This is a genomic window from Enterobacter cloacae complex sp.6700776, from assembly GCF_048284255.1.
Classification (GTDB): domain Bacteria; phylum Pseudomonadota; class Gammaproteobacteria; order Enterobacterales; family Enterobacteriaceae; genus Enterobacter; species Enterobacter intestinihominis.
Genome location: NZ_JBLVYK010000010.1, coordinates 1 through 24,025, shown reverse-complemented (window position 1 = coordinate 24,025; position 24,025 = coordinate 1). Strand labels below are relative to the sequence as shown.

General features: G+C 54.7%; 22 protein-coding genes and 5 tRNA genes. 17 read left to right on the top strand and 10 right to left on the bottom strand.

Annotation, left to right across the window (positions count from 1 at the left end; translation table 11 throughout):
- Positions 1–24: 24 nt before the first annotated feature.
- Positions 25–312 (bottom strand): HTH-type transcriptional regulator, encoded by a 288-nt coding sequence (locus ACNQ0T_RS15235; protein WP_003860776.1) that lies wholly within the window; start codon positions 310–312, stop codon positions 25–27.
- Between the two features lie 330 nt (positions 313–642).
- On the opposite strand from ACNQ0T_RS15235, the gene ACNQ0T_RS15230 reads away from it, so the two are divergent.
- Positions 643–1,353 (top strand): DUF3053 domain-containing protein, encoded by a 711-nt coding sequence (locus ACNQ0T_RS15230; RefSeq protein ID WP_023299059.1) that lies wholly within the window; start codon positions 643–645, stop codon positions 1,351–1,353.
- A gap of 243 nt (positions 1,354–1,596) precedes the next feature.
- Positions 1,597–1,809 carry an RNA chaperone/antiterminator CspA gene (gene cspA / locus ACNQ0T_RS15225; protein WP_003860775.1) on the top strand — a complete coding sequence of 71 codons (213 nt, stop codon included), beginning with the start codon at positions 1,597–1,599 and terminating at the stop codon, positions 1,807–1,809.
- Positions 1,810–1,867: 58 nt separating this feature from the next.
- Here the strand turns inward: cspA and ghrB are convergent, their stop codons facing one another.
- The 6 genes from ghrB to ACNQ0T_RS15195 all read right to left on the bottom strand — a co-directional run bounded on the left by ghrB (position 1,868) and on the right by ACNQ0T_RS15195 (position 7,897).
- Entirely contained in the window at positions 1,868–2,842 is a 975-nt protein-coding gene (gene ghrB, locus ACNQ0T_RS15220; protein WP_022646684.1) for a glyoxylate/hydroxypyruvate reductase GhrB, read from the bottom strand.
- Positions 2,843–2,868: 26 nt separating this feature from the next.
- The gene (locus ACNQ0T_RS15215) at positions 2,869–4,149 is read right to left on the bottom strand and encodes an MFS transporter (RefSeq protein WP_001089079.1); all 1,281 of its coding nucleotides are present in this window, start codon (positions 4,147–4,149) and stop codon (positions 2,869–2,871) included.
- A gap of 117 nt (positions 4,150–4,266) precedes the next feature.
- Positions 4,267–5,205, bottom strand: a complete 939-nt coding sequence (locus ACNQ0T_RS15210; RefSeq protein ID WP_105322898.1) for a sugar kinase — start codon at positions 5,203–5,205, stop codon at positions 4,267–4,269.
- A gap of 3 nt (positions 5,206–5,208) precedes the next feature.
- Positions 5,209–5,958 (bottom strand): sugar phosphate isomerase/epimerase family protein, encoded by a 750-nt coding sequence (locus ACNQ0T_RS15205; RefSeq protein ID WP_417930209.1) that lies wholly within the window; start codon positions 5,956–5,958, stop codon positions 5,209–5,211.
- 102 nt (positions 5,959–6,060) lie between these two features.
- On the bottom strand, positions 6,061–7,077 hold the full coding sequence (locus ACNQ0T_RS15200) for a LacI family DNA-binding transcriptional regulator (RefSeq protein ID WP_023305241.1): 1,017 nt from the start codon (positions 7,075–7,077) through the stop codon (positions 6,061–6,063).
- Between the two features lie 157 nt (positions 7,078–7,234).
- A complete protein-coding gene (locus tag ACNQ0T_RS15195) occupies positions 7,235–7,897 on the bottom strand; it encodes an OmpA family lipoprotein (protein WP_022646688.1) in 663 nt (220 codons plus the stop codon).
- A 122-nt stretch (positions 7,898–8,019) separates the two neighbouring features.
- Between ACNQ0T_RS15195 and ACNQ0T_RS15190 the strand changes: the two genes are divergently transcribed.
- Positions 8,020–10,389: a molybdopterin guanine dinucleotide-containing S/N-oxide reductase gene (locus ACNQ0T_RS15190; RefSeq protein ID WP_417930208.1), complete on the top strand. Its 2,370-nt coding sequence runs from the start codon at positions 8,020–8,022 to the stop codon at positions 10,387–10,389.
- Here ACNQ0T_RS15190 and ACNQ0T_RS15185 read toward each other — a convergent pair.
- Together ACNQ0T_RS15185 and tag are read right to left on the bottom strand one after the other, a co-directional pair.
- Positions 10,358–10,798 (bottom strand): N-acetyltransferase, encoded by a 441-nt coding sequence (locus ACNQ0T_RS15185; RefSeq protein WP_022646690.1) that lies wholly within the window; start codon positions 10,796–10,798, stop codon positions 10,358–10,360. The genes ACNQ0T_RS15190 and ACNQ0T_RS15185 overlap by 32 nt on opposite strands.
- Positions 10,776–11,357, bottom strand: coding sequence for a DNA-3-methyladenine glycosylase I (gene tag, locus ACNQ0T_RS15180; RefSeq protein ID WP_032626511.1), 582 nt, complete (start codon positions 11,355–11,357; stop codon positions 10,776–10,778). The genes ACNQ0T_RS15185 and tag overlap by 23 nt, the downstream gene beginning before the upstream one ends.
- A 160-nt stretch (positions 11,358–11,517) precedes the next feature.
- Here tag and ACNQ0T_RS15175 point away from each other — a divergent pair, with 160 nt between their 5' ends.
- The 9 genes from ACNQ0T_RS15175 (at position 11,518) to dppF (ending at position 21,912) form a co-directional block, all read left to right on the top strand.
- Positions 11,518–12,060: a lipase gene (locus tag ACNQ0T_RS15175; protein ID WP_022646692.1), complete on the top strand. Its 543-nt coding sequence runs from the start codon at positions 11,518–11,520 to the stop codon at positions 12,058–12,060.
- 236 nt (positions 12,061–12,296) lie between these two features.
- Positions 12,297–13,499 carry an MFS transporter gene (locus ACNQ0T_RS15170; protein WP_063146911.1) on the top strand — a complete coding sequence of 401 codons (1,203 nt, stop codon included), beginning with the start codon at positions 12,297–12,299 and terminating at the stop codon, positions 13,497–13,499.
- Positions 13,500–13,738: 239 nt separating this feature from the next.
- Positions 13,739–15,433, top strand: a complete 1,695-nt coding sequence (gene eptB, locus ACNQ0T_RS15165) for a kdo(2)-lipid A phosphoethanolamine 7''-transferase (protein WP_022646694.1) — start codon at positions 13,739–13,741, stop codon at positions 15,431–15,433.
- Between the two features lie 91 nt (positions 15,434–15,524).
- Positions 15,525–15,601, top strand: a tRNA-Pro gene (locus ACNQ0T_RS15160).
- A gap of 621 nt (positions 15,602–16,222) precedes the next feature.
- Positions 16,223–17,830, top strand: a complete 1,608-nt coding sequence (gene dppA / locus ACNQ0T_RS15155) for a dipeptide ABC transporter periplasmic-binding protein DppA (protein ID WP_022646695.1) — start codon at positions 16,223–16,225, stop codon at positions 17,828–17,830.
- 161 nt (positions 17,831–17,991) lie between these two features.
- A complete protein-coding gene (dppB, locus tag ACNQ0T_RS15150) occupies positions 17,992–19,011 on the top strand; it encodes a dipeptide ABC transporter permease DppB (protein WP_022646696.1) in 1,020 nt (339 codons plus the stop codon).
- A 9-nt stretch (positions 19,012–19,020) separates the two neighbouring features.
- The gene (gene dppC / locus ACNQ0T_RS15145; RefSeq protein WP_022646697.1) at positions 19,021–19,923 is read left to right on the top strand and encodes a dipeptide ABC transporter permease DppC; all 903 of its coding nucleotides are present in this window, start codon (positions 19,021–19,023) and stop codon (positions 19,921–19,923) included.
- A gap of 10 nt (positions 19,924–19,933) precedes the next feature.
- Positions 19,934–20,917, top strand: coding sequence for a dipeptide ABC transporter ATP-binding protein (gene dppD, locus ACNQ0T_RS15140; protein WP_010426220.1), 984 nt, complete (start codon positions 19,934–19,936; stop codon positions 20,915–20,917).
- Positions 20,914–21,912: a dipeptide ABC transporter ATP-binding subunit DppF gene (gene dppF / locus ACNQ0T_RS15135; protein WP_417930207.1), complete on the top strand. Its 999-nt coding sequence runs from the start codon at positions 20,914–20,916 to the stop codon at positions 21,910–21,912. Before dppD ends, dppF begins: the two co-directional genes overlap by 4 nt.
- Before the next feature lie 42 nt (positions 21,913–21,954).
- Here the strand turns inward: dppF and coaA are convergent, their stop codons facing one another.
- Entirely contained in the window at positions 21,955–22,905 is a 951-nt protein-coding gene (gene coaA, locus ACNQ0T_RS15130; protein ID WP_032622068.1) for a type I pantothenate kinase, read from the bottom strand.
- 317 nt (positions 22,906–23,222) lie between these two features.
- Here coaA and ACNQ0T_RS15125 point away from each other — a divergent pair.
- The 5 genes from ACNQ0T_RS15125 to ACNQ0T_RS15105 all read left to right on the top strand — a co-directional run.
- Positions 23,223–23,298, top strand: a tRNA-Thr gene (locus tag ACNQ0T_RS15125).
- 8 nt (positions 23,299–23,306) lie between these two features.
- A tRNA-Tyr gene (locus tag ACNQ0T_RS15120) sits at positions 23,307–23,391 on the top strand.
- 116 nt (positions 23,392–23,507) lie between these two features.
- Positions 23,508–23,582: transfer RNA gene (locus tag ACNQ0T_RS15115), tRNA-Gly, on the top strand.
- A gap of 6 nt (positions 23,583–23,588) precedes the next feature.
- A tRNA-Thr gene (locus ACNQ0T_RS15110) sits at positions 23,589–23,664 on the top strand.
- Between the two features lie 118 nt (positions 23,665–23,782).
- Positions 23,783–24,025, top strand: a 243-nt coding sequence (locus ACNQ0T_RS15105; RefSeq protein ID WP_000031670.1) for a GTP-binding protein, incomplete at its 3' end; no start/stop codon positions are given.

Sequence of the window (24,025 nt, the reverse complement as noted above, 5' to 3'; positions counted from 1 at the left end):
AAGGGCGGGGGCAAACAAACTTTATCAGGCTAACTGCTTGCGAAGGTCAGGGTTTGCCTGGATCAGGCGCATCAGCTTTAGCTCGGCTGGGGTAGGTTTTTCACGCTTTGACTCCCACTCCAGCACCATCGCTACGCTGACACCCATCGCTCTTGCGAATTCATCTGTTTTCAGGCCCGACCCTTTGCGTAAACGCTCAAATTCACTAAAAGGATTGGACTTTTGATTCAGGGTAACCGTCGGCGGTACATCTTTAAAAATAATCTGTTCCAGGCTGCTCAGCAGCTCAAACTCAGGATCTTTTAATTCCATTGAGAACTCCTCATAAATCACACATCGGGATCATGAACATCAGAGAGCATGTTAAGAATAGTCCCTAAACCAAACACAGGATCGTCACGGTTGTGATTAATTGTGCGATAACGATCGCTTTACCCGTTTCAGCTATATGGATAGTTATGCTAATTACCTGATTAATCATATGTAGGGATGCACAGGTATTTTTTTGTAAATAGTCAGTACAAAAACGGCAATACCCGTTTTGCATGAAAACTCTATCTTGCAAGGCTGACCTGGACTATCCTTGTCAGCGTTGGGCACGCGTGTGCCGGTGTGCGCTTTTTGGGTGAAAGGAGTAATAAAATGGCGACAGGAAAGTCCTGCTCTCGCTGGTTTGCGCCTATTGCGGCGTTGTTGATGGTTGTTAGCCTGAGTGGGTGTTTCGATAAAGAAGGCGATCAGCGCAAAGCGTTTATCGATTTTCTACAGAATACAGTGATGCGTAGCGGCGAGCGTTTACCAACGCTGACTGCGGATCAGAAAAAACAGTTTGGTCCATTCGTGTCGGATTACGCCATTCTGTATGGCTATTCACAGCAGGTAAGCCAGGCGATGGATTCGGGTATTCGCCCGGTCGTGGATAGCGTCAATGCCATTCGCGTTCCACAGGATTATATGACCCAGCGCGAACCGCTGCGCCAGTCCAATGGCGCCCTTGGGGTGCTGAGCCAGCAGTTGCAAAATGCCAAAATGCAGGCTGATGCGTCGCGCTCCGCGTTGAAGCAGGACGAGGATCTCAAGCCGGTTTATGATCAGGTGTATGAGAAAGTCGTGACCAAGCCGTCAAACGCCTTGCAACCACTGATCCCGGCGGCGCAGGTCTTTACTCAGCAGCTGGTTCAGGTGGGTGACTTTATTAATGAGCAGGGTACGCAGGTGAGCTTCGTCTCTAACGGTATCCAGTTCCCGACCTCCCAGCAGGCGAGTCAGTACAATACGCTGATAGGGCCGCTGGCGTCCCAGCATCAGGCCTTTAGCCAGGCCTGGAGCGCAGCGGTCGCTGCAACGGAATAAGAAAAACCCCCGCTTCGGCGGGGTTTTTTTATGCATGATGAAAATAACGCTTGTCATTCTTCTACCATATCGGTATAACTATCTTCGTCGGTTTGTTACACAGACCTAAAGCAGTTTAGTAAAGCAGTCCAGATTGTTATCCATAGATACCCTTCGTAGTGACCCTTCCTTCATCGCTTAAAAATCTGTAACGCAATCCATCAAGCCGGAAGGCACAATATATTTGTTAATAAGGTAATTTCTATGTCTGCTAAAATGACTGGTCTGGTAAAATGGTTCAACGCTGATAAAGGTTTCGGCTTCATCACTCCTGACGATGGCTCTAAAGACGTGTTCGTACACTTCTCTGCTATCCAGAACGATGGCTACAAATCTCTGGATGAAGGTCAGAAAGTTTCCTTCACCATCGAAAGCGGCGCTAAAGGCCCAGCAGCTGGTAACGTTGTAAGCCTGTAAGCTTCCAACCCAGTAGCACAAAATTCAAAAACCCGCCTTCTGGCGGGTTTTTTCGTTTCTACTGTTGTATCTGCGGGTTAACGCAGTTCTTATCCACTTTACCGCCGAGCGCGGCAATCAGATTATCCACGGCGGTCGCCGCCATGTTGTAGCGTGTTTCGTGAGTTGCAGAGCCGATGTGGGGCAGGGCGACGACGTTTGGCATGTTCAGTAGCGGAGAATCCACCGGCAGTGGCTCCTGTTCAAACACGTCCAGACCGGCGGCGTGGATCTCACCGTTTTGCAGTGCCTCAATCAGCGCCTTCTCATCGACCACCGGGCCGCGACCTGCGTTGATGAAAATGGCCGATTTCTTCATCTTTTCAAACGCCGCCCTGCCGATGAGATGACGCGTTTCATCCGTCAGCGGCAGGATCAGGCAGACAAAGTCGGCTTCCTGCAACAACGTATCAAGCTCGCAGTAACGGGCGTTGAAACGTTCTTCAGCTTCAGCGTGATGACGGCGGGCATTATACAGAATGGGCATGTTGAAGCCGAAATGGGCGCGCTGTGCCAGCGCCAGACCGATACGGCCCATCCCAACAATCCCCAGCGTTTTGCCATGTACGTCCACGCCGAACCAGTCCGGGCCAATGCTTTTCGTCCATTCGCCCGCTTTCACGCGCTCAGCAACTTCCACCACGCGACGAGCAGTGCTGAGCACCAGCGCCATCAGCGTGTCGGCGACGGTTTCCGTCAGAGCATGTGGCGTGTGCATCAGCAGGATGTTGCGCGCGTTAAGCGCATCCACGTCGAAATTGTCGTAGCCCACAGAAACGGTTGAGGTTGCACGAAGCTTCGGCATTTTCTCCAGTAGCGCTGCATCCACCTTTTCGCTTGAACCCAGCAGGCCCTCGGCGCAGGCAAACGCGTCGGCGTGCTGTGCCACGGTTTGCGGGCTGAGGTTCTTTACCCGGGTAACGGTAAAGTGTTCCTCCAGGCGTTTTTGCAGATCTTCAGGCAGTGCTTTGTACAAAATGACGGACGGCTTCATGCTAATCTCCGTTGATTTAAAAGGATTCAGGCGTGGCGTGCGCCGACGGGTAGCTGTTGATTATTAGCAGGCTTAACGATCAGAGTAAGCCATACCGAGGCAAAAAGCGCCACCCCCATAAAGATGTAAGAAGCTGAAGGGCTGCCGGTGGCGCCGTTCAGATAGCCCACAAACCACGAGCCAAAGAACGAACCCAGCGCACCCATACTGTTGATCAGCGCCATCGCGCCCCCTGCGACGTTACGCGGCAGCATTTCCGGGATGATGGCAAAGAACGGACCATACGGGGCATACATGGCCGCACCCGCAATCACCAGCAGCGTATACGAGGCCCAGAAGTGGTTCGCGCCTACGGCCCAGGAACCAATGAAGGCAAAAGCAGCGATCAGCAGGAGTGGCCAGACGAACAGCTTACGGTTTTGCAGCTTGTCCGATGCCCAGGAGACGATAATCATCGCGATGGTTGCAGCCAGGTAAGGCACTGATGACAGCCAGCCCACTTCCACCATGCCAAGGTTTTCACCGCCGCTGCGGATAATCGACGGCAGCCACAGAACAAAGCCGTACACGCCAATACTCCAGGTAAAATACTGTGCGCATAGCAGAATAACGTTCCGGGAGCGGAAGGCTTCGCCGTAGTTACGCACCGCTTTCAGCCCCTGCTGCTCTTTATCCAGCTGCGCCTGGAGTGCGGCTTTTTCGTCTTCAGAAAGCCATTTTGCCTGGGCTGGCTTATCTTTCACCAGCACCCACCAGCAGAAGGCCCAGATAATCGCGGGAACCCCTTCGATGATGAACATCTCGCGCCAGCCGAAGGACTGGATCAGATAGCCGGAAACCACCGACATCCACAGCACGGTGACCGGGTTACCGAGTATCAGGAACGTATTGGCACGTGAACGCTCAGATTTTGTGAACCAGTTGCTGATGTAAATCAGCATTGCTGGCATGACGGCCGCCTCAACCACGCCGAGAATAAAGCGAATAGCCGCCAGAGCAGGAATATTATTCACCACGCCAGTCAGCGATGCACATGCACCCCATAAGATCAGGCAGATGAAAATGAGCTTTCGCACGCTGCGGCGTTCAGCGTAAATCGCGCCGGGGATCTGGAAGAAGAAATAACCCAGGAAGAAGAGGGCGCCCAGCAGGGAGGAAACCCCTTTGGTGATCCCGAGGTCTTCGTTGATCCCGGCGGCGGATGCAAAACTGAAGTTGGCACGATCAAGGTACGCCAGGCTGTACGTGATAAACACGATTGGCATGATGTACCACCAGCGTTTTACTGCATTGGTCGAACTGTTCATAGGCTTGCCTCTGTTGTTGAGGTTGTTGCCGCCGTTGTCTGTAGGGTACACGGTGGCTTAATTATCTGGTGCGGATTGCTGCCCTCACCCTGGCCCTCTCCCTGTGGGAGAGAGAATTTAGATTCCGAGCTCTGCTCGTGTTGGTAATCCTTCGCTGTCGCCCTGCACCTGAATCGCCAGCGAACCAATTTTGTTGCCTCGCGCCACGGCCTGCGACAGCGGTTTGCCCTCCAGCAGGGCGCTGATGATCCCGACGGCAAACCCATCGCCCGCACCCACGGTATCGACCACGTTGTCGACTTTTACCGCAGCGACGGCGCCTTGCTCGCCGTCGGCAGTTTTGAACCATGCACCGTCAGCACCGGTTTTCAGCACCACGGCTTTTACTCCTTTGTTGAGGTAAAAATCAGCAATGCCTTCCGGCGTGCTCTCGCCAGTGAGGATCATTCCCTCTTTTACCCCCGGCAGTACCCAGTCCGCCTGAAACGCCAGTCGGTTGAGTTTCTCAACCATCTCCGCTTCGCTTTTCCACAGCACCGGACGCAGGTTTGGATCAAAGGAGATCGTTTTGCCCTGCGCTTTCATTGCCGAAGCGGCATGATCGAGTAAATCGTACGAACTGGCCGAGAGCGCCGCCGCCACGCCGCTCAGGTGCAGGTGGCGCGCGGAGGAGAAATACGCGGCGTGATAATCATCCACGGAGAGATGGCTTGCCGCTGAGCCTTTACGGAAATACTCCACGATGGGATCGGTTCCATTTTCAACTTTAGATTTCAGCTGAAAGCCCGTCGGGAAGCGTCCGTCGAGAGTCACGCCTGCGCCATCAATGCCCTCTTTTTTCAGCGAGTCGAGTACGAAATGGCCAAAGCTGTCATTTCCCACGCGGCTTACCCAGCCAACATTCAGCCCCAGCCGCGCAAGGCCGGTAGCAACATTCAGCTCAGCACCTGCAACGCGTTTGATAAAGTGCTCCACTGCGCTCAGCTCGCCTGTTTCGGTGGCGACAAACATCGCCATGGCCTCGCCGATGGTGATGACATCCAGCGTCTTGTGCATGGTTTACTCCTCGCGCAGCAGGTTGACGTAATGGCGGGTGACGGCGGTGAGATCCGTCCCTTCCAGCGGAAATTCGATACCGCGTGGCGCATCGGCAGGGAGTTGATTAAGCAGATCCCGCCAGCGAGAATCGGTCTGATCCGGCGCGACGGCGCGGAATTGCGCCTTATGCGGGATCGCGGCCTTCACATGAATGTAGCTCACGGCGGGAGCCAACTGACGTGCAGCCTCTTCCGGGGAGTCGCCAACCCACAGCCAGTTGCCCATATCGAACGTCAGCGTGACCGGCAGCGCCATTACCCGGCAGGCGGCTTTGAAGCGCTGCATCGGAGCGAGCTGACCGCAGTCGGTCTGGTCGTTTTCCACCACCAGCGTCATGCCGCTTTCAACCAGCAGTACGCGCAGGGCTTCAAGCGGTTGTTTGTCGCTGAAATGGCCCAGCGAGACTTTAAGCCACAGGGCGTTCAGGGTGCTGGCTTCGCTAAGGTAGCGCGGAAGATCCGGGTTGAGGGTTCCATCGGGCATAAACAGGGGGGCCGGGGCGGAGTAGCACGCCAGTAAACCCAGCAGTTCAATGGACTCGCCGAGCGCAGGCAGGGCCATTAACTCGTCGCTGCTGAAGAGCTCGCGGCGGATTTCAACGCCATCAGCCCCTGCGCCGGCAATAACGGGAAGCATCGCCCGTTGACCGCCTGCTTGTCGCACCTGATCCGCGCCATACGCGGCGGTGACCACCATAATTTTCCTGCTCATTTCCTGACTCCAGGGCGTAATCGATAGTATTACGCTAGATGGAACCGGTTCCAAAGAAAAGATCGGGATGCTGAATTTATGATCGCTGTCACGAAGGGGAATTTAACGGGCAGTAGAGCCGCGAACGATCAGCTCGCCAGAAAAAACCTGCTCGCGTACGGCGTCGCGTGTGCCTTCAATGCGGCGAACCACTTGTTCAACCGCGGCATAGCCGATCTGCCAGGTGGGTTGTTTGAGGGTGGTAATGCCTACGCCAGCAAGTTCAGCCCACTCCAGTTCATCAAAGCCGAGTAAGCCGATGTCGCTGCCCCAGTGCAGGCCAATGCGTTTAAGCGAGCGGGCAACCTGAAGCGTCAGCGCCCCGTTCGCGGAGATCACCGCTTTGCGCATACCCCGATGGCGGGTATGGAACTGGCGCAGGGTATTATCCAGCTGACCGGCTTCATGGAGGGAGATTTCGGCATTTTCGGCGATCACACCGGGATAACGCGCCAGCGTGGCACGAAATGCAGCCAGGCGGTCGCGGCGGGTGTTAACCATACCCAGCGGTTCGCTCAGGAACAAAATGGCTTCGAAACCCTGTTCAATCAGATGTTCGGTGGCAGTGGTGGCCGCCTGGGTGTTATCCAGCCCGACCACATCGCAGGCAAATTCCGGGATTTTGCGGTCAATAAGCACCATCGGCAGCGACGATTGTTGCAGGCGATTTAGTCCCTCTTCGCGCATCCCGACGGCATTGACCACGATCCCTTCCACCTGATAGCTGCGCAGCAGATCGAGGTAGTGCAACTCCTGATCAACTTCGTTATTGGTGTTACAGACCAGCGGGGTAAAGCCTTTCTCACGGCACGCCGCCTCAATGCCGCTGAGGACGTTAACGGAGTAAGGGTTGGTGATATCGGCGATGATGAGGCCAATCAGACGGGTACGACCCCGCTTGAGGCCGCGCGCCATCAGGCTGGGACGGTAGTCGAGATCGGCAATGGCCTGTTCAATTCGCGCCAGCAGTGCATCGGAAAGCAGGTGTTTCTCGCCGTTGAGGTAGCGTGAAATGCTGGTTTTACCGGTTTTGGCGGCTTTCGCCACGTCGCTGATGGTGGCCCGGGTTGGTTTGCTCATCGCTGATTTCCCTGAATTTAGTGAGAATACCTTAACGGGAAAATCTGACGAATCAAGCAATTTGCCGGGTGGCGGTCTGATGCCCTCACCCCAACCCTCTCCCACGGGAGAGGGCGCAAACACTAAAACGGCAACAGGGTTGCCGTTTTGCTTTAACCTACTGCACAGGGCTCAACGTAATCTCAACGCGGCGGTTCTGCGCTTTGCCTTCCGCCGTGCTGTTGCTGGCGATCGGGTTAGCCGGCCCCATGCCGCTGGTGCGGATGCGGTTCGCTTCTACGCCCTGGGTGATCAGCGAGCTGGCCACGGAATCGGCACGCTGCTGCGACAGACGCATGTTCAGATCCTGGCTGCCGGTACTGTCGGTGTAGCCAATCACGTTCACGGCAGTTTTGTTGTACTCTTTCAGCACCGCGGCCACGCCGGTCAGGGTGTTCGCGCCTGCGGGTTTCAGCGTCGCGCTGCTGCTGTCAAAGGTCACGTTGTTTGGCATGTTCAGGATGATGTTGTCACCGCTGCGCGTCACGCTCACGCCTGTACCTTTCATTTTGTCACGGAGTTTTGCTTCCTGCACATCCATGTAATAACCCACGCCGCCGCCCAGGGCTGCGCCTGCCGCTGCGCCAATCAGCGCACCTTTACCGCGATCTTTCTTGGAGGAGGAGAGTGCGCCAACGCCAGCGCCCACCAGGGAACCAATACCCGCGCCAATGCCGGATTTACCCGCTTCGCGTTCGCCGGTGTAAGGGTTGGTTGTGCAGCCTGAAACAGCCAGTGCACCGCTCACCAGAGCGGCAATAACGAGTACGCGTTTTTTCATCTTATTTCCTTAATCCTTTTTATTCTTTGCCACGACGGACGTGGCAGTGGATTATGACGTCCGAATACGGAGAAAATTCAGTGTATAACTCTGAAATTTGTCACAAACGATAAACTGCCTCAATGAAAGGCCGTCATACCTGCACGCAACCAGGAGCGCACGCTTTGAGCACCTCAACAAAAACCATTCTGACCGCCGCCCACTGGGGGCCGATGCTGGTCGAAACCGATGGCGACACCGTGCTGTCGTCTCGCGGGGCTTTGCCTTCGCGCCATCTCAACTCTTTACAGACCGTCGTTCGCGATCAGGTACATAGCAAAACCCGCGTACGCTGGCCGATGGTGCGTAAAGGCTTTCTGGCGTCACCGGATAAACCGCAAGGTATTCGCGGGCAGGATGAGTTCGTGCGCGTGAGCTGGGACGATGCCCTGGCGCTGATCCATACGCAGCATAAACGCATCCGCGACAGCTATGGCCCGTCGTCCATTTTTGCCGGCTCCTATGGCTGGCGCTCAAACGGCGTGCTGCATAAGGCCGCAACCCTGCTGCAACGCTATATGAGCCTGGCCGGAGGATATACCGGCCATCTGGGTGATTACTCGACCGGCGCGGCGCAGGCGATCATGCCGTATGTCGTGGGCGGGAATGAGGTTTATCAGCAGCAGACCAGCTGGCCGCTGGTGCTGGAGCATACAGAGGTGGTGGTGCTGTGGAGCGCCAACCCGCTCAATACCCTTAAAATTGCCTGGAATGCGTCCGACGAGCAGGGCGTTTCCTACTTCGATGCGCTGCGCAAAAGCGGCAAGCGCATCATCTGTATCGATCCGATGCGTTCTGAAACGCTTGATTTCTTCGGCGACAGCGCCGACTGGATCGCGCCGCATATGGGCACCGACGTGGCGATGATGCTGGGTATCGCCCACACCCTGGTGGAGAACGGCTGGCACGACACGGAATTTCTGACGCGCTGCACAACGGGGTTCGATAAATTTGCCGACTATCTGACGGGCAAAACCGACGGTATCGCCAAAACCGCAGAGTGGGCTGCGGCGATTTGCGGCGTTGATGCCGCTAAAATCCGCGAACTGGCAGCGTTATTCCATAGCAATGTCACGATGCTCATGTCCGGATGGGGGATGCAGCGCCAGCAGTTTGGCGAGCAGAAGCACTGGATGCTGGTGACGCTCGCCGCGATGCTTGGGCAGATTGGCACACCCGGCGGCGGTTTTGGCCTTTCCTATCACTTTGCCAACGGCGGCAACCCGACGCGTAAAGCGGCGGTGCTGGCGTCCATGCAGGGCTCGGTGCAGGGTGGCGTGGACGCTGTGGATAAAATTCCGGTGGCACGCATTGTTGAAGCTCTGGAGAACCCCGGCGGGTTTTATCAGCACAACGGTCAGGATCGCCATTTCCCGGATATTAAGTTTGTCTGGTGGGCGGGTGGGGCCAACTTCACCCATCACCAGGATACCAACCGCCTGATCCGCGCCTGGCAGAAACCGGAGCTGGTGGTGATCTCGGAGTGCTTCTGGACCGCGTCAGCGAAACATGCCGATATCGTTTTGCCCGCCACGACCTCGTTCGAGCGTAACGATCTCACCATGACGGGGGATTACAGCAACCAGCATATGGTACCGATGAAGCGCGTCGTGGCTCCCCGGGATGAAGCGCGGGATGATTATGACGTCTTTGCTGACCTGAGTGAATTATGGGAAGCGGGCGGACGGGAGCGTTTCACCGAGGGCAAAACGGATCTGCAATGGCTGGAAACGTTTTACCAGATTGCCTGCCAGCGCGGGGCTGCGCAGGGCGTGACGCTGCCGCCATTTGCTGAGTTCTGGGAGGCGAATCAACTCTTCGAAATGCCGGAAAGCGAGCAGAACGCGCGGTTTGTGCGCTTTGCTGACTTCCGTCGCGATCCGGAGAATCACCCGTTAAAAACCGAAAGCGGGAAGATTGTGATCCACAGCGAGCGCATCGCCAGCTTTGGCTACGCGGACTGCCCGCCGCACCCGGCGTGGCTGGAGCCGGACGAATGGCATGGCAATGCGCAGCCGGGGCAGCTTCAGCTGCTGTCTGCCCATCCTGCCCATCGTCTGCACAGCCAGCTCAACTATTCGGTTCTGCGCGAGCAGTATGCGGTGGCGGGTCGTGAGCCGATCGCGCTGAATAGCGACGATGCAAAGGCGCGGGGGATTAACGACGGCGATCTCGTTCGCGTCTGGAACGCACGCGGGCAGGTGCTGGCTGGCGCCGTAGTGAGTGACGGGATCCGCCCAGGCGTGTTCTGCATTCATCAGGGAGCATGGCCGGATCTGGCGCTGGAAGAGGGCGGTATTTGTAAGAACGGCGCCGTAAACGTGCTGACCAAAGATCTCCCCAGCTCGAAGCTGGGGAATGGCTGTGCGGGGAATACGGCGCTGGCATGGGTGGAGAAATATGAGGGACCGGCGCTTCCCCTTACGGCATTTGATCCGCCTGCCAGCTCATGATCCACGTCGGGTGTTGGGTATCATCCTGCCAGGCGCTGTCTTCGATGCGAAAACCCTGAGCATGATAGAAATTCACCGCCCGCACGTTTTTCTGATACACCTCCAGGGTTAAATACGGGTAGTGCTGCTGAACATAGTTCAGCAGCGCACGCCCGATCCCCCTTCCGATGAACGCCGGGGCGACAAACAACGCCCCCACGAACTGGAACTGCATGACGCTGATAAAACCGCACAGGGTACCGTTTTCCTCCCAGACCCAGGTCTCGGCGGCGGGAAGGTAATCATCCCGCACTACCGCTTCATTCGCTTGCCAGTAACTTGCGTCGATAAACGGATGCGCCTCGGTGGTGCTCTCCAGCCACAGACTCAAAAGCGGAGCGGTATCCTCACTTTGCCATTTGCGGATCATGGTGGCCCTCCGGGTGGCAGAAGCAGCCCTTAATATGGTCATTGACCAGCCCGCAGGCCTGCATAAAGGAGTAACAGATGGTGGTGCCCACAAACTTAAAGCCGCGTTTTTTCAGCGCTTTTGACAGGGCATCTGAGGCGGGGGTCGACGTTGGGATCTCTGCAAGCGTGGCAGCCTGCGTCACCTTCGGCTCGTTATCCACAAACGACCAGACAAAAGCTGAGAAGGGTTCGCCGTTTTGCTCCATCGCCAGATAAGCACGCGCGTTACCAATAATGGCCTGAATTTTACCGCAATGGCGGATGATACCGGTATCCAGAACCAGCCTTTCCACGTCTTCGTCGGTCATGGCGGCCACCGCAACCGGATCGAAATGGTGGAAGGCCTTGCGATAGTTCTCACGCTTTTTCAGAACGGTGATCCACGACAGCCCGGCCTGCTGGCCTTCAAGGCAAATCATTTCAAACAGTTTTTTACCGTCGGTTTCCGGCACGCCCCATTCCTTGTCGTGATAATCGATATAAAGCTGATCCTGGCTTACCCAGCCGCAACGTTGCATAGGTCATCTCCCTTCCTGATACGGTAAACGCAAAAATTTCAATCTGCCCGGCTTGACGTGTTTGCTAAAGAGACAATAGTTAATACAGGGCTATACGCCCTAATACCTCTTCGAACAATGACATATATCGCCGAACTCGGCTCTTTCTGGAGTCGCTTTGATGATGTTAAAAAAAATCAGTGGTCGCCATGCTGCTTCTGGCCTGGTGGGTGTCTCAGCCTGCCTGCTTATATGTAACACCGCTTTTGCGTGGCAACAGGAATATATCGTTTCAGATGCACAAAGTAATACGACGGAACGCTATACATGGGACGCCGATCACCAACCTCGTTATGAAGATATTCTCGCGGAGCGTATCAACCATTCGCAGAATGCTGCGGGCTTTGCCCTGAACGACCCATCCGGTTCAGATGCGGAAACCGTTCTGAGCGTTGGCTGGAATTTTCCCGTGGCGGGACATTTTACCACCGGCCCCGTCATGGCGTGGCGCACTGATGGCGCTCTCCCTGCAACGGTGAATGCATTTGGTGAGGCAACTACCACGCAGCCGCTTACCGATCCCCTCTGGCATGCCAGCGTGAACTCGTTGGGGTGGCGCGTTGATACGCAGTATGGTGATTTACATCCCTGGGCGAAGATCAGCTACAACCAGCAGTCGGAGGAAGAATATTTGTACACCCTGGGCTTAAGCGCCAAATTTTAGGATTGTTACTTTTTTAAACGCTGCGGTAACATATTTAATACAATAACGGCGCGGGCTGTGGTGATAGTGGTCACTCACCTTTAAGCTTTTTCTTTTCCGGCAAGGTCATTCATTCCCGCTTCCAGGCATTTCATTCCGTATCTCCTGCATTTCATGCCGTTTTACCCCTGGCGTTTTGGGGTTTTGTTTATCGTGTCCTCAGCGAACTTCCTTAATTTCTCTTGCAGGACACTGCCATGAACACATCAACTTATAACCGCACGCGTTGGCTGACGCTTTTCGGCACCATCGTTACCCAGTTCGCACTGGGCTCGGTCTATACCTGGAGCCTGTTTAACAGCGCCCTGTCCGATAAGCTCGGCGCACCGATAAGCCAGGTGGCATTCTCCTTCGGCTTGCTGAGCCTTGGATTAGCGATTTCCTCTTCCGTGGCGGGCAAACTTCAGGAGCGCTTCGGCGTGAAGCGCGTAACCATGGCCTCCGGGATCCTGCTGGGCGTGGGCTTCTTCCTGACGGCACATTCAAACAACCTGATGATGCTGTGGTTAAGCGCCGGGGTGCTGGTGGGTCTGGCGGACGGCGCAGGTTATCTGCTGACGCTGTCTAACTGCGTGAAGTGGTTCCCGGAGCGTAAAGGGCTTATCTCCGCGTTTGCCATTGGTTCATATGGTCTGGGCAGCCTGGGGTTCAAATTCATTGACTCCCATCTGCTGGCCTCGGTGGGGCTTGAGAAAACCTTTATGATCTGGGGCGTGATTGTGCTGGTAATGATCCTCTTCGGCGCCACGCTGATGAAAGATGCGCCACAGCAGGAAGTGAAAACCGTTAACGGCGTGGTGGAGAACGATTTCACCCTCGCTCAGTCCATGCGTAAGCCGCAGTACTGGATGCTGGCGGTGATGTTCCTGACGGCCTGCATGAGCGGTCTGTATGTCATCGGTGTGGCGAAAGATATCGCGCAGGGGATGGTAAAACTGGACGCGGCGACGGCGGCAAACGCGGTAACGGTCATCTCCATCGCTAACCTCTCGGGTCGTCTGGTACTGGGTATCCTGTCTGACAAAATCGCCCGTATGCGTGTGATTACGCTGGGGCAGGTCATCTCCCTGGTGGGTATGGCAGCACTGCTGTTCGCTCCGCTGAACGAGGCGACATTCTTTGCAGCAATTGCCTGCGTAGCCTTTAACTTTGGCGGCACTATTACCGTCTTCCCGTCACTGGTGAGCGAGTTCTTCGGCCTGAACAACCTGGCGAAAAACTACGGCGTCATTTATCTCGGCTTCGGTATCGGCAGTATTTGCGGTTCACTGATTGCCTCGCTGTTTGGCGGCTTCTACGTGACCTTCTGCGTGATATTCGCTTTGCTGATTATTTCGCTGGCGCTGTCCACCACGATCCGTCAGCCGCAGCGCGAACTGTATAAAGAAGCGCATGTATGATGCGATGAAAAGAGGCCGCTGGGCCTCTTTTATTTATTTCTAAATCGCTTCCGGACTTGCTATTTTGTAAAAATCTTCATCGATTCACATTCTCTGCTGCCACTTTTCTTCCCTGCTGTGGTCTACTTATCGCGCTTGTAGACGTTTCTGATAACGGTTTCTCTCGCATCTACTTACTCTGTCAGCTTTCTCACTGAGATTCGGCGGGTTTTTATACCCCTTCCCCCAGGGTTGTTTGCATGAAATATATTAGGTCTCTTACCCAGCAAAGATTGTGTCTGATGCTGGCTGTCTATATCGGTTTGTTTCTGAATGGCGCGGTGCTGTTCAGACGAGTGGAAGGTTATTTCGAACACCTCACTGTAAGAAATGGAATTTTTGCCGCGATTGAAGTGTTTGGCTCAATTCTGGCGACCTTCTTCCTGTTACGCCTGCTCTCTCTCTTTGGCCGTCGTACATGGCAAATTCTGGCCTCGCTGGTGGTGATTATCTCCGCCGCCGCAAGCTATTACATGACATTCATGAACGTGGTCATTGGCTACGGTATTGTGGCCTCGGTGATGACCACGGACATCGACCTCTCGAAAGAGGTGGTGGGTCAAGGGTTCATCCTGTGGACGATTCTGACCTGCCTGATCCCGCTCTTCTTTATCTGGAGTAACACCTGTCGCTACACCCTGTTACGCCAGCTGCGTACCCGGGGACAGCGCATCCGCAACGTCGCCGTCGTTCTTCTGGCGGGTCTGCTGGTATGGGCGCCTATTCGCCTGATGGAAAAGCAGCAAAAACGGATCGAAAAAGCGACAGGCGTGGATATGCCAAGCTACGGCGGCGTGGTGGCTAACTCGTACCTGCCGTCTAACTGGCTGTCGGCGTTAGGTCTTTATGCCTGGGCTCAGGCGGACGAATCCAGCGATGTGAAATCGCTGATTAACCCGACCAAAAAGTTCACCTACCAGGCTCCGGCTGACGGGCTGGATGATACTTACGTGGTCTTCGTTATCGGCGAAACGACGCGCTGGGATCATATGGGTATTCTCGGTTATGACCGCGATACCACCCCGAAACTGGCGCAGGAAAAGAATCTGGTGGCATACCGCGGCTACTCCTGCGATACCGCCACGAAGCTCTCGTTGCGCTGTATGTTTGTTCGCGAGGGCGGTGCGAGTGATAACCCTCAGCGCACTCTCAAAGAGCAAAACGTATTTGCTGTTCTGAAGCAGCTTGGATTTAGCTCCGATCTGTTCGCCATGCAAAGTGAGATGTGGTTCTACACCAACACCATGGCGGATAACATCGCCTACCGCGAGCAGATTGGCGCCGAGCCGCGTAACCGCGGAAAGAACGTTGATGACATGCTGCTGCTCTCTGAGATGGAACAGTCGCTGAAAAACCATCCGCAGGGTAAGCACCTTATTGTTCTGCATACCAAAGGGTCACACTACAGCTACTATCAGCGTTACACGCGCGATTTCGCCAAATGGACGCCTGAGTGCGTCGGCATTAACAAGAACTGTAGCAAGCAGGAGTTGATCAATGCCTATGATAACTCGATTCTGTATGTGGATACCTTCCTCAGCCGGGTGATTGACCAGCTTCGCGATAAGAAAGCGATTGTGATCTACGCGGCCGACCACGGCGAGTCCATCAACGAGAAAGAGCATTTACACGGTACGCCGCGTAAGCTGGCGCCACCAGAGCAGTTCCGCGTGCCGATGATCATGTGGATGTCGGACAAGTATCTGGAAAACCCGGACAAAGCCAAAATGTTTGCCCACCTGAAACAGCAGGCAGAGATTAAGGTACCGCGCCGTCACGTTGAGCTGTACGACACTATTATGGGCTGTCTCGGCTATACCTCACCGAACGGTGGGATTAACGAAAACAACAACTGGTGTAAACTCCCTGATAACACCACAAAAGCCGCGCAGTAGCTGGTCTGGCGAGAATATCGCCAGTTGAATGGCTTTTTGAAAATAAGGGATTGACGAGGGCGCACCTCAGCAGTAAGATGCGCTCCGCATTCGGCGAGTAGCGCAGCTTGGTAGCGCAACTGGTTTGGGACCAGTGGGTCGGAGGTTCGAATCCTCTCTCGCCGACCACATTCTAAAAAGGGCTAACCGCAAGGTTAGCCCTTTTTGCATTAACGCGTTACCCCACCCGAGTCCTCAAAATACCCCTTAGCCCTGCTTCCCCCTGCCTGCTTGCGGTTTTGTGACATAATCCATTGTATTTTTTTATATATAGTTTGATCTTTTTTCGCGTTGCTTATGGATAACCTCAGCATTTTTCGCTGTGCGTTTTAACGTTCGCGGTATTTAGTGCTCAGATAATCACCATTCTGTAAGAAAATTTACCCATTCTGAATAAAACTTAATCACTGGATGTTGCGAAATAGGGAGGGGTTTGTGCTGCAACATGGCGAGTAGCATAAATTTCTCTGCTGAAAACTGGCATTCAGAGTTTTTTTAATCTTTGTTTGCGGTTTCTCACACTCCACGTAAATCCCCGCCACCTGTATTGACGTTTTCACATTCTGTTGACAGATTGTAGGGCACGAGGGGCATTTCAGGGAGGATCTGCGCTGCAACTCAAACGCTCTTCTGAAAGGATTCTCTATCCCTTTTAACGCCCTCGGGCATCACCGACCGGACCGGGTAAAAAATAAATAAAGGTCAGGCGGCGTAACACAACAAAGCAAAACATCACATTGGAGCACAATAATGAGTATTTCCTTGAAGAAGTCAGGGATGCTGAAGCTTGGTCTGAGCCTGGTGGCCATGACCGTCGCAGCAAGCGTACAGGCAAAAACCCTGGTTTACTGTTCTGAAGGCTCTCCGGAAGGCTTTAACCCACAGCTCTTTACCTCTGGTACGACTTACGACGCAAGCTCTGTACCGATCTATAACCGTCTGGTTGAATTTAAAACCGGTACCACGGAAGTGATTCCTGGCCTGGCTGAAAAGTGGGATATCAGCGAAGACGGTAAAACCTATACCTTCCACCTGCGTCAGGGCGTGAAGTGGCAGGACAGCAAAGAATTCAAACCTACGCGCGACTTTAACGCCGACGACGTAGTGTTCTCCTTCGACCGTCAAAAAAATGCCCAGAACCCGTACCATAAAGTGTCTGGCGGCAGCTATGAATACTTCGAAGGGATGGGTCTGCCAGACCTGATTGCTGAAGTGAAAAAAGTGGACGATAAAACCGTTCAGTTCGTGCTGACGCGTCCGGAAGCGCCATTCCTCGCTGACCTGGCGATGGACTTCGCCTCTATTCTCTCTAAAGAGTACGCGGACAACATGCTGAAAGCCGGCACGCCGGAAAAAGTGGACCTGAACCCAATCGGTACCGGCCCGTTCCAGCTGCTTCAGTACCAGAAAGATTCCCGTATTCTGTATAAAGCCTTCCCGGGCTACTGGGGCACCAAGCCGCAGATCGACCGTCTGGTCTTCTCCATCACGCCTGACGCATCCGTGCGTTACGCAAAATTGCAGAAAAACGAATGTCAGGTGATGCCGTATCCAAACCCGGCTGACATCGCGCGCATGAAGCAGGATAAAAATATCAACCTGATGGAGCAGGCGGGCCTGAACGTGGGTTATCTCTCCTTCAACACCGAGAAGAAACCGTTCGATGACGTGAAAGTGCGTCAGGCGCTGACCTACGCGGTGAACAAAGAAGCGATCATCAAAGCCGTTTACCAGGGCGCTGGCGTTGCGGCCAAGAACCTGATCCCACCAACCATGTGGGGCTATAACGACGACATTAAGGACTACACCTACGATCCTGAGAAAGCGAAAGCGCTGCTGAAAGAAGCGGGCCAGGATAAAGGTTTCACCGTTGAGCTGTGGGCGATGCCGGTACAGCGTCCTTACAACCCGAACGCACGTCGTATGGCGGAAATGGTTCAGGCTGACTGGGCGAAGATTGGCGTACAGGCCAAAATTGTGACCTACGAGTGGGGCGAGTACCTGAAACGCGCCAAAGCGGGCGAACACCAGGCGGTCATGATGGGCTGGACCGGCGACAACGGGGATCCGGACAACTTCTTCGCGACCCTGTTCAGCTGTGCGGCAGCGAAAGACGGTTCCAACTACTCTCGCTGGTGCTACAAGCCGTTTGAAGACCTGATCCAGCCGGCGCGTGCGACCGATGATCACAACAAACGTATCGAACTGTACAAGCAAGCGCAGGTTGTCATGCACGATCAGGCTCCGGCGCTGATTGTTGCTCACTCCACCGTGTACGAGCCAGTGCGTAAAGAAGTGAAGGGCTACGTGGTCGATCCACTGGGCAAACACCACTTCGAAAACGTGTCTGTTGAATAATAAGTAGGGTGTTCTCCCTCTCCCTGTGGGAGAGGGCAGGGGTGAGGGGCGTGCATGCATCCCCTCACCCTAACCCTCTCCCGAAGGGAGAGGGAATTTACATTTGTGAGCAATACAGACGTCACGCTACTGAGCGTGCGTCATCAGAGAGAATCCGGGTTATGTTGCAGTTCATCCTCCGACGTCTGGGACTGGTTATCCCGACGTTTATCGGTATCACCCTTCTCACTTTTGCCTTCGTCCATATGATCCCGGGTGATCCGGTGATGATTATGGCGGGCGAGCGTGGTATCTCCCCTGAACGTCATGCGCAACTGCTGGCTGAACTCGGCCTTGATAAGCCGATGTGGCAGCAGTACCTCCACTACATCTGGGGCGTATTACACGGCGATTTAGGGATTTCACTGAAAAGCCGTCTTCCGGTGTGGGACGAGTTCGTGCCGCGTTTCCAGGCGACGCTGGAACTCGGCATCTGCGCCATGATCTTCGCGACCGCGGTGGGGATTCCCGTCGGCGTGCTGGCTGCCGTTAAGCGTGGCTCTATTTTCGACCACACCGCCGTTGGCCTGGCACTGACCGGCTACTCCATGCCTATCTTCTGGTGGGGCATGATGCTGATCATGCTGGTCTCGGTGCAGTGGAACCTGACGCCGGTCTCCGGACGTGTCAGCGATATGGTTTTCCTTGACGACACCAACCCGTTAACCGGCTTTATGCTGATTGATACGGCGATCTGGGGCGAAGAGGGCAACTTCATTGATGCGGTTGCGCACATGATCCTGCCTGCAATGGTGCTGGGCACCATCCCACTTGCGGTGATCGTGCGTATGACTCGTTCCTCCATGCTGGAAGTGCTGGGCGAAGATTATATTCGTACTGCCCGCGCTAAAGGTCTGACCCGTATGCGCGTCATCATTATTCATGCCCTGCGTAACGCCATGCTGCCGGTGGTGACCGTTATCGGTTTGCAGGTCGGTACGCTGCTGGCCGGGGCGATCCTGACCGAAACCATCTTCTCCTGGCCAGGCCTTGGACGCTGGCTGATTGATGCGCTGCAACGCCGTGACTATCCGGTTGTGCAGGGCGGTGTATTGCTGGTCGCGACGATGATTATCCTCGTCAACCTGCTGGTCGATTTGCTGTACGGCGTGGTGAACCCGCGTATTCGTCATAAGAAGTAAGGGGCCATCATGTCACAAGTTACTCAAAATAAAGCGGTTACCGCACCGGTGCCAATGACGCCGATGCAGGAATTCTGGCACTACTTCAAGCGCAACAAAGGCGCGGTCGTCGGGCTGGTATATGTTTCCATCATGATCCTGATTGCGGTGTTTGCGAACTTCCTTGCGCCGTATAACCCCGCGGACCAGTTCCGTGATGCGCTGCTCGCGCCACCGGCCTGGCAGGAAGGTGGTAGCCTGACGCACCTGCTCGGTACCGATGACGTTGGCCGTGATGTGCTGTCTCGTCTGATGTACGGTGCGCGCCTCTCTCTGCTGGTTGGCTGTCTCGTGGTGGTGTTGTCGCTGATCATGGGCGTTGTGCTTGGTCTTGTGGCGGGCTACTTCGGCGGCATCGTTGATAACGTCATCATGCGTATCGTCGATATCATGCTGGCATTGCCAAGCCTTCTGCTGGCCCTGGTGCTGGTCGCGGTCTTTGGTCCTTCGATAGGCAATGCCGCGCTCGCGCTAACGTTCGTTGCGCTTCCTCACTATGTCCGATTAACCCGTGCGGCCGTGCTGGTCGAGGTGAACCGCGATTATGTGACAGCATCTCGAGTGGCGGGTGCGGGGGCGATGCGCCAGATGTTCGTCAATATTCTTCCTAACTGCCTTGCACCGCTGATTGTTCAGGCGTCGCTCGGTTTTTCTAACGCCATTCTCGATATGGCCGCTCTTGGCTTCCTTGGCATGGGTGCGCAGCCGCCAACACCGGAATGGGGCACCATGCTCTCCGACGTGTTGCAGTTCGCGCAAAGCGCCTGGTGGGTCGTCACCTTCCCGGGTCTGGCGATTCTGCTGACGGTGCTGGCATTTAACCTGATGGGTGATGGTCTGCGTGATGCACTTGATCCCAAACTGAAGCAGTAAGAGGCACGAGATGGCGTTATTAAATGTAGATAAATTATCGGTGCACTTCGGCGATGAAGGCACACCGTTTCGTGCTGTGGACCGCATCAGCTATAGCGTAAATCAGGGCGAAGTGGTTGGTATCGTTGGGGAGTCCGGTTCCGGTAAGTCAGTGAGTTCACTGGCAATCATGGGGCTGATTGACTATCCCGGCCGCGTAATGGCGGAAAGCCTGGAGTTCAATGGTCAGGATCTGCAGCGCATTTCCGAAAAACAGCGCCGCCAGCTGGTGGGAGCGGAAGTGGCGATGATCTTCCAGGACCCGATGACCAGTCTGAACCCGTGTTACACCGTGGGTTTCCAGATTATGGAAGCCATTAAGGTGCACCAGGGCGGTAACAAGCAAACCCGTCGCCAGCGCGCTATTGACCTGCTAACGCAGGTGGGTATACCCGATCCGGCATCGCGTCTGGACGTTTATCCGCACCAGTTGTCCGGTGGGATGAGTCAGCGTGTAATGATCGCGATGGCCATTGCCTGTCGACCAAAACTGCTGATTGCCGATGAACCGACAACCGCGCTGGACGTGACCATTCAGGCGCAAATTATTGAGCTACTGCTGGAGTTGCAGCAGAAAGAGAATATGGCGCTGGTGCTGATTACGCACGATCTGGCGCTGGTGGCTGAAGCGGCACACAAAATCATTGTGATGTATGCAGGCCAGGTGGTGGAGACCGGGAGTTCACACGATATCTTCCGGGCCCCGCGTCATCCCTATACGCAGGCGCTGCTGCGCGCGCTGCCGGAGTTCGCGCAGGATAAAGCGCGTCTGGCCTCGCTGCCGGGGGTGGTACCGGGTAAATATGACCGTCCTCAGGGCTGTCTGCTTAACCCGCGCTGCCCGTATGCGACGGATAAATGCCGCGTCGACGAGCCGGAGCTGAACCTGTTAGCTGACGGACGTCAGTCGAAATGCCACTACCCACTCGATGATGCCGGGAGGCCAACACTATGAGTACGCAACAAATGCTGTTGCAGGCCATCGACCTGAAAAAACATTACCCGGTGAAGAAGGGCCTCTTTGCTTCTGAGCGCCTGGTAAAAGCGCTGGATGGTGTCTCCTTTACTCTCGAACGCGGAAAAACGCTGGCGGTGGTAGGGGAATCTGGCTGTGGGAAGTCCACGCTGGGCCGTCTGTTAACGATGATTGAAGTTCCGACTGGCGGCGAGCTTTACTATCAGGGCCAGGATCTGCTCAAGCACGATCCGCAGGCGCAGAAACTGCGACGTCAGAAAATCCAGATTGTGTTCCAGAATCCGTATGGTTCGCTGAACCCGCGAAAAAAAGTGGGGCAGATTCTGGAAGAGCCGCTGCTGATCAACAGCAACCTGAGCAAAGAGCAGCGTCGTGAAAAAGCGCTGGCGATGATGGCGAAGGTGGGCCTGAAAACCGAGCATTACGATCGCTATCCGCATATGTTCTCTGGCGGTCAACGTCAGCGTATCGCCATCGCCCGTGGTCTGATGCTCGACCCGGACGTGGTGATTGCCGATGAACCGGTTTCGGCGCTCGACGTATCCGTGCGTGCGCAGGTGCTGAATCTGATGATGGATTTACAGCAGGATCTTGGGCTGTCGTACGTTTTCATCTCCCATGACCTGTCTGTGGTTGAGCACATTGCCGATGAGGTGATGGTGATGTATCTGGGACGCTGCGTAGAGAAGGGGACGAAAGATCAGATCTTTAATAACCCGCGTCATCCATATACTCAGGCACTACTGTCTGCGACGCCGCGACTGAACCCGGATGACCGCCGTGAGCGCATTAAGCTGACCGGCGAGTTACCAAGCCCGCTTAACCCGCCGCCGGGATGTGCGTTCAACGCCCGCTGCCGTCGCCGCTTCGGTCCGTGTACGCAGTTGCAGCCACAACTGAAAGATTATGGCGGACAGCTGGTGGCCTGCTTCGCGGTCGATCAGGATGAAAACGGCGAAAAGCCGCATGCATAAAGGAAAAAACCGGCGATAAGCCGGTTTTTTTACGTCTGAGATCTACTTCCGTAAACGAATCTGGTCAACGGCGTGTTTCTCACTCTTGGTGAGGATCAGGCTTGCACGTTCGCGCGTCGGCAGGATGTTCTCTTTGAGGTTGACGTAGTTGATCTCATTCCACAGCCCGGTCGCCACGTTGATAGCCTCTTCTTCAGAGAGCTGAGCGTAGTTGTGGAAGTAAGAATCCGGGTCGGTGAACGCCCCTTCACGGAACTTCAGGAAGCGGTTGATATACCAACGTTGCAACAGATCTTCAGGCGCATCCACATAAATTGAGAAATCGACGAAGTCAGAGACAAACACGTGATGCGGATCGTGAGGGTAATCCATCCCGCTTTGCAGTACGTTTAAGCCCTCCAGAATCAGGATGTCGGGCTGCACCACCGTTTTGTCACCATCCGGGATGCGGTCGTAGATCAGATGCGAGTAGACCGGTGCGGTAACGTTCGGCACGCCCGATTTTAAATCAGAGACAAACTTTACCAGGCGGTGCATATCATAAGAGAGCGGGAAGCCCTTCTTCTTCATCAGGCCGCGTTCTTTCAACACCTCATTGGGATGCAGGAAGCCGTCGGTGGTGATCAGCTCCACGCTGCGGTGTTCCGGCCAGCGGCTCAGCAGCGCCTGTAGCACGCGCGCGGTGGTACTTTTACCCACTGCCACGCTGCCCGCAATACTGATGATATAAGGAATACGTTGACCGTTCGTGCCGAGGAACTGTTCCAGTACGGCCTGACGACGCAAGTTGGAGCTGATATAAAAGTTAAGCAAGCGAGAGAGGGGGAGATAGATTTCTGCCACCTCTTCCAGGGAGAGATCTTCGTTTATCCCTTTTAGCCGTGCGATTTCACCTTCCGTCAGTGTCATAGGGACGGAGTCACGCAGGGCTGCCCACTGGCTACGGTTAAACTGAAGATAGGGCGTCATTAACGTTTGCTCTTTTTTGCTCATAAGCATGCTTCTGTGAACCATCACGAAACGGCGGGTGCGGGCTCATCACATAGTTAATTTTGGACAATGGGCAGGAGGTTAACACCAGATGAGAGGAATAATAAGAAAAAATATGGGAAAGCGATGCTTAACCGGGCAGGCATCACCCGGGGCTATAGCGTGCCGAAATCAGGCGTTCATGTTGGATTTTTAATCACGAGCGGATGAATTTACAGCGGTTAGCCCTGGTTTCGAATAAAATGTGAGCGAAAGAACGTTTTATGCAATTTTTTAGTTGCATGACTGCGCAGGTCTCCATAGAATGCGCGCTACTTGATGCCGACTTAGCTCAGTAGGTAGAGCAACTGACTTGTAATCAGTAGGTCACCAGTTCGATTCCGGTAGTCGGCACCATCAAGTCCGGTGGGGTTCCCGAGCGGCCAAAGGGAGCAGACTGTAAATCTGCCGTCACAGACTTCGAAGGTTCGAATCCTTCCCCCACCACCACTTTCTGGCAGCGTCAACGCCGCCGGAGCTGGTTGGAAAAATTGACCAGCTCGAACAGAAAAGAGAGAAATCTCTTTTTTTGTTACAGAAAGAACTGGGTAGCCGAGTTTCAGGATGCGGGCATCGTATAATGGCTATTACCTCAGCCTTCCAAGCTGATGATGCGGGTTCGATTCCCGCTGCCCGCTCCAATACGTGCTGATATGGCTCAGTTGGTAGAGCGCACCCTTGGTAAGGGTGAGGTCCCCAGTTCGACTCTGGGTATCAGCACCACTTCACTTCTCCCTCCCTTTCTCTCTGTTTCAATGTAAATGTATTCAACAGTTCAGGCATTTTCGCCTGGTTGATGTGGTGATATCACCGATTTATCCGTGTCTTAGAGGGACAATCGATGTCTAAAGAAAAGTTTGAACGTACAAAACCGCACGTTAACGTCGGTACTATCGGCCACGTTGACCATGGTAAAACAACGCTGACCGCTGCAATCACTACCGTACTGGCTAAAACCTACGGCGGTGCTGCTCGTGCTTTCGATCAGATCGATAACGCACCAGAAGAAAAAGCTCGTGGTATCACCATCAACACCTCTCACGTTGAGTATGACACCCCGACTCGCCACTACGCACACGTAGAC

Coding starts and splice junctions, on each gene's coding strand:
- dppC (WP_022646697.1), top strand. CDS start 19,021: ATGTCACAAGTTACTCAAAATAAAGCGGTTACCGCACCGGTGCCAATG.
- ACNQ0T_RS15205 (WP_417930209.1), bottom strand. CDS start 5,958: ATGAGCAGGAAAATTATGGTGGTCACCGCCGCGTATGGCGCGGATCAG.
- ACNQ0T_RS15175 (WP_022646692.1), top strand. CDS start 11,518: ATGATGTTAAAAAAAATCAGTGGTCGCCATGCTGCTTCTGGCCTGGTG.
- dppA (WP_022646695.1), top strand. CDS start 16,223: ATGAGTATTTCCTTGAAGAAGTCAGGGATGCTGAAGCTTGGTCTGAGC.
- dppD (WP_010426220.1), top strand. CDS start 19,934: ATGGCGTTATTAAATGTAGATAAATTATCGGTGCACTTCGGCGATGAA.
- ACNQ0T_RS15200 (WP_023305241.1), bottom strand. CDS start 7,077: ATGAGCAAACCAACCCGGGCCACCATCAGCGACGTGGCGAAAGCCGCC.
- eptB (WP_022646694.1), top strand. CDS start 13,739: ATGAAATATATTAGGTCTCTTACCCAGCAAAGATTGTGTCTGATGCTG.
- cspA (WP_003860775.1), top strand. CDS start 1,597: ATGTCTGCTAAAATGACTGGTCTGGTAAAATGGTTCAACGCTGATAAA.
- ACNQ0T_RS15185 (WP_022646690.1), bottom strand. CDS start 10,798: ATGATCCGCAAATGGCAAAGTGAGGATACCGCTCCGCTTTTGAGTCTG.
- ACNQ0T_RS15215 (WP_001089079.1), bottom strand. CDS start 4,149: ATGAACAGTTCGACCAATGCAGTAAAACGCTGGTGGTACATCATGCCA.
- tag (WP_032626511.1), bottom strand. CDS start 11,357: ATGCAACGTTGCGGCTGGGTAAGCCAGGATCAGCTTTATATCGATTAT.
- ACNQ0T_RS15230 (WP_023299059.1), top strand. CDS start 643: ATGGCGACAGGAAAGTCCTGCTCTCGCTGGTTTGCGCCTATTGCGGCG.
- ACNQ0T_RS15170 (WP_063146911.1), top strand. CDS start 12,297: ATGAACACATCAACTTATAACCGCACGCGTTGGCTGACGCTTTTCGGC.
- ACNQ0T_RS15210 (WP_105322898.1), bottom strand. CDS start 5,205: ATGCACAAGACGCTGGATGTCATCACCATCGGCGAGGCCATGGCGATG.
- coaA (WP_032622068.1), bottom strand. CDS start 22,905: ATGAGCAAAAAAGAGCAAACGTTAATGACGCCCTATCTTCAGTTTAAC.
- ghrB (WP_022646684.1), bottom strand. CDS start 2,842: ATGAAGCCGTCCGTCATTTTGTACAAAGCACTGCCTGAAGATCTGCAA.
- dppF (WP_417930207.1), top strand. CDS start 20,914: ATGAGTACGCAACAAATGCTGTTGCAGGCCATCGACCTGAAAAAACAT.
- ACNQ0T_RS15195 (WP_022646688.1), bottom strand. CDS start 7,897: ATGAAAAAACGCGTACTCGTTATTGCCGCTCTGGTGAGCGGTGCACTG.
- dppB (WP_022646696.1), top strand. CDS start 17,992: ATGTTGCAGTTCATCCTCCGACGTCTGGGACTGGTTATCCCGACGTTT.
- ACNQ0T_RS15190 (WP_417930208.1), top strand. CDS start 8,020: ATGAAAGGCCGTCATACCTGCACGCAACCAGGAGCGCACGCTTTGAGC.
- ACNQ0T_RS15235 (WP_003860776.1), bottom strand. CDS start 312: ATGGAATTAAAAGATCCTGAGTTTGAGCTGCTGAGCAGCCTGGAACAG.